This is a genomic window from Schlesneria sp., assembly GCF_036405755.1.
Lineage (GTDB): Bacteria > Planctomycetota > Planctomycetia > Planctomycetales > Planctomycetaceae > Schlesneria > Schlesneria sphaerica.
The window spans coordinates 1-3,699 of record NZ_DASWWZ010000039.1 but is presented as its reverse complement, the minus strand read 5'-3'; the positions used below and the strand labels follow the sequence as shown (position 1 = coordinate 3,699).

The following is a 3,699-nucleotide window of genomic DNA, read 5'->3' as shown; positions in this document are numbered from 1 at the left end:
TCAGCCGCCCGCACAGAACCGGTAGTAGATCTCGGCGGCGTGATCGAGTTGGGCGATTTCGATCCATTCGTCCTTGGTGTGCGCCTGCGCGATGTCACCGGGACCGAAGACGACGGCGGCGATCCCTTCCCGCGCGAATCGCGAGGCATGTGTTCCATACGGGACACCGAGCGCCTTACGAGGTCCCACCACACTCGTGATGACACGCATCAACTGTTCGGACAGGGCTCCGTTCAGATCATCCCCCAGCGATGGACTCGCGCAGTAGGGAGCTTCATGCGTCACTTCAAAATCGAGTTTGGACCGGAGGTAATCGGCCAGTTCATCAATCACCCCGAAACGATCTTCACCGGGAATCAACCGTCGGTCGACTTCGATATGACAGTGATCCGGGACGATGTTCACGCTGCTTCCGCCGTCGATTCGGCCCACACTCAGTGTCGCGGGACCGCACAGGGGGTGTGCCGGACGTTGTGTGGGAAGTTTGGCGGCGAATTCCTCCAGGGCCAGCACAACCTTGGCCATCCGGTAAATCGCATTGATTCCTTCCTCGGGTCGCGAACTATGACAGGCTCGGCCGGCGGTGTGCAATTTCCAGCGTGTCGCGCCGCGATGAGCGACGACGATATCCAGTTGCGTTGGTTCCGCGACGATCGCCACGTCAGGCCGCGTCGGGCACAGCCGATAGGGGGGGACCGGTTCCGACCAGCTATCGGTCAGATGGTTAATCCCGATACTTGTGGCCTCTTCGTCACACGTCAGCGAGAGAACCACATTCGACATTCCGGCAGGCCGTTCCTTCGCCAGGCGGGTGAAGGCAGCCAGCATGGCGGCCATTCCCCCCTTCACATCGCAGGAACCGCGACCGTACAGCCGACCGTTTTGTTCCACTGGCTCGAACGGGGGGATCGTCATTCCATCGACAGGGACGGTGTCCTGATGTGCGTCCAGCAGAACAGTTTTCGTGGCCCCGGGAGCATCCAGCCGGGCCAGCACATTCGACCGGCCGGGAGCGATCTCGACCTGCTCGAACGGAACGTCAAGTCGCTTCAAATACTGCAACAGATACTCTGTCACACGCGTCTCGAAATACTCTGGACCACTCACGTCGCGTCCCATCGGGTTGACGCTGGGGATGGAAACCAGATCTTTGAGAATCGTTAAGGGAGCCGACATGGGTCACTACTGCTCACGGAAGGAATTGTCGAAAAATCTTACGCTACAGCAACATGTAGTCAGCCGTCAACATTCACAGAGACCCCCGTATTGCCGTTTACCGAAGGATTACAGATCTCGGTCGTAATTCCGTAAGGGATTTCTCCGAAAGGGCCTGATCGACCATCCACGCCCCTGCCGCTCGGCGTTTCCCCGCACCCTGATCGGGAGCGACTTTTCGGCCGGCACAGGGACCGGCCGTTGGACTGCACTGACAGTTAAACCACGCGTGATTGCGAAGCGTGATGAAACGAAGCGACTCCGGCAACGGGGGTCACCGGAGTCGCTTTCAGTTCCCATCCACGAGGAGTGCGATCAGGCCTTGGCGAGTGCCACGGTGACCGTCTTGGTTTCCGTATAGTGATCCAGCGCGGCTTCGCCGTTCTCACGCCCCTGGCCGGAGTTCTTGAATCCACCAAACGGAGTTGTCGTATCGACAATATGGTAGCAGTTGACCCAGACGGTTCCGGCCTTCACATGCTTGGCGTACCAGTGAGCCTTATCGATATTCTTCGTCCAGATCGCGGCCGCCAGCCCGTATTGAGTATTGTTTGCCCGCTCCAGCATTTCATCGGCATCCTTGAAGGAAAGGACGCTGACGACCGGGCCGAAGATCTCGTCCGTGGCAATCGCCATTTCGTCTTTGACATTGTCGAAAATCGTCGGCTCAACAAAGAAGCCCTTTCCGTCGTTGCCACGTTTCCCACCGGTGACGAGTTTGGCCCCCTGCTTCTGCCCCAGTTCCACATAGCCCAGGATCTTGTCGAGTTGCTCCTGCGAGACTTGAGGTCCTTGCTCGGTCTTCTCGTCCAACTGGTTCCCGATTCGGCGCTTCTTCGCCTTTTCAGCCAGCTTGGCGACGAACTCTTCGCGAATCGATTCTTCCACAAACAGGCGGCTGCCGGCAGTACAACATTGTCCTCCGTGGAAATAAATCGCGTGGAAGGAACCCGCCACAGCCTGATCGATATCACAGTCGGCGAAAATGACGTTGGGGCTCTTCCCACCCAGTTCAAACGTCGTCCGCTTCAGTGTTTCGGCGGCTCGCCTGGTGATCAGCTTGGCGGTATCGACGTGACCGGTGAAGGCAATCTTGTCGATGCCGGGGTGCGTCACCATCGCGTCGCCGGTGGTTTCTCCCATCCCGTTCAGCAGATTGATGACGCCCGGCGGGAACCCGGCTTCCAGTGCCAGTTCACACACACGCAGGATCGAAAGAGGCGTCTGCTCGGCCGCCTTCATCACAATCGTGTTGCCGCAGGCGAGTGCCGGTCCCCACTTCCAGGCGGCCATCAGCAGAGGAAAGTTCCACGGAATGATCTGGCCAACAACCCCGACTGGCTGACGCAGGGTGTACGAGAGAAAGTTGCCGCGAACGGGAACCGTCTTGCCTTCGATCTTGTCTGCCCAGCCGGCGTAGTAACGAATGGTATTGATCACGCCGTTCAGATCGCCGCGAGAATCGGTGATCGTCTTGCCGCAATTCAAGGCCTCGAGACGAGCCAGTTCCTCTGCGTTCGACTCGATCAGATCGGCCAGCTTGAACATCAGCTTGCCCCGGTCGCAGGCATCGATGCGACTCCAGGGACCCTTGTCGAGAGCTTTCCGAGCGGCCTTCACCGCCAGATCGACGTCATGAGGCGTCGCATGGGCAACCTGGGCAATCACCTCGCCTGTCGCAGGATTATACGTGTCGAACGTCCCACCATCAGAGGCATCGCACCATTCATTATTGATGAAAAGCTTTGTCTTTCCCGAAAACTTGGTCGCTGCCGGCGGAGCCGAAAGAGTTGCCGTCATGGTGATGACTTCCTTATTCCTGAATCAGGACTCGAGAGAGGGACAGGACACGTTCCAACATGGTAGCCCCCCAGTCCCGACCACTCAACCAGCCCCCTTCGTTATCCGAAGCCTACCGAAACGGACTGTTTCGGTGTCCCGCAGGCCGATGAGCGAGGAACAAATCAGCCAACTCCGGGGTGACTCTCGCCGATTGCAACTTTTTCAATCGTTTCTGCTTGTAACGCTTACAAACGGCGGGCATGCCAAAACCAAGCCGCCAGTCAGATGAGAGGGCGACCCCATTGAAAACCCCTTCTTTTCAGGGACTTCACGACAATTCGAAAAAAATCTTTCGACAGAATTCGCCTTTGGCACATAGCCTGCTTAAGGGGGAGATGGAGTGAACAATCACCCAAATGATTCACGCAATCATCCTTCGATGATTCGAGATTCATACATCCTGCCGGCCTGAGGGAGACAGGCCAAGCACCCGCCTACAACACACCTCGACTTTCCGCCTACACAGCCCGGTACGTTGCCCGCAACGTACCGGGTTCTCGCCTTTTATAGGCACCCATTTCTCTGATTCTGCCAGCGACGAACACCAGGCTCTGCCACGGCATGAGCCCTTCGGTCGCACTGTTCGAGGGGCTGAAGGAGCTGAGACCAAGGCGCGCGAACCCCCTGTCCGACACAGCTCTC

2 protein-coding genes are annotated in these 3,699 nt (G+C 57.9%); both read right to left on the bottom strand.

The features are described from left to right. Window positions 1-1,176 carry a M20 family metallopeptidase gene (locus tag VGE80_RS01295; protein ID WP_397568607.1) on the bottom strand — a complete coding sequence of 392 codons (1,176 nt, stop codon included), beginning with the start codon at window positions 1,174-1,176 and terminating at the stop codon, window positions 1-3. Window positions 1,177-1,530: 354 nt separating this feature from the next. Beyond that, entirely contained in the window at window positions 1,531-3,015 is a 1,485-nt protein-coding gene (locus VGE80_RS01290) for an aldehyde dehydrogenase family protein (RefSeq protein WP_440591391.1), read from the bottom strand. Window positions 3,016-3,699 lie beyond the last annotated feature (684 nt).

Excerpts from the sequence above, each read along its gene's own strand:
- VGE80_RS01295 (WP_397568607.1), bottom strand. The coding sequence starts at position 1,176 with ATGTCGGCTCCCTTAACGATTCTCAAAGATCTGGTTTCCATCCCCAGC.
- VGE80_RS01290 (WP_440591391.1), bottom strand. The coding sequence starts at position 3,015 with ATGACGGCAACTCTTTCGGCTCCGCCGGCAGCGACCAAGTTTTCGGGA.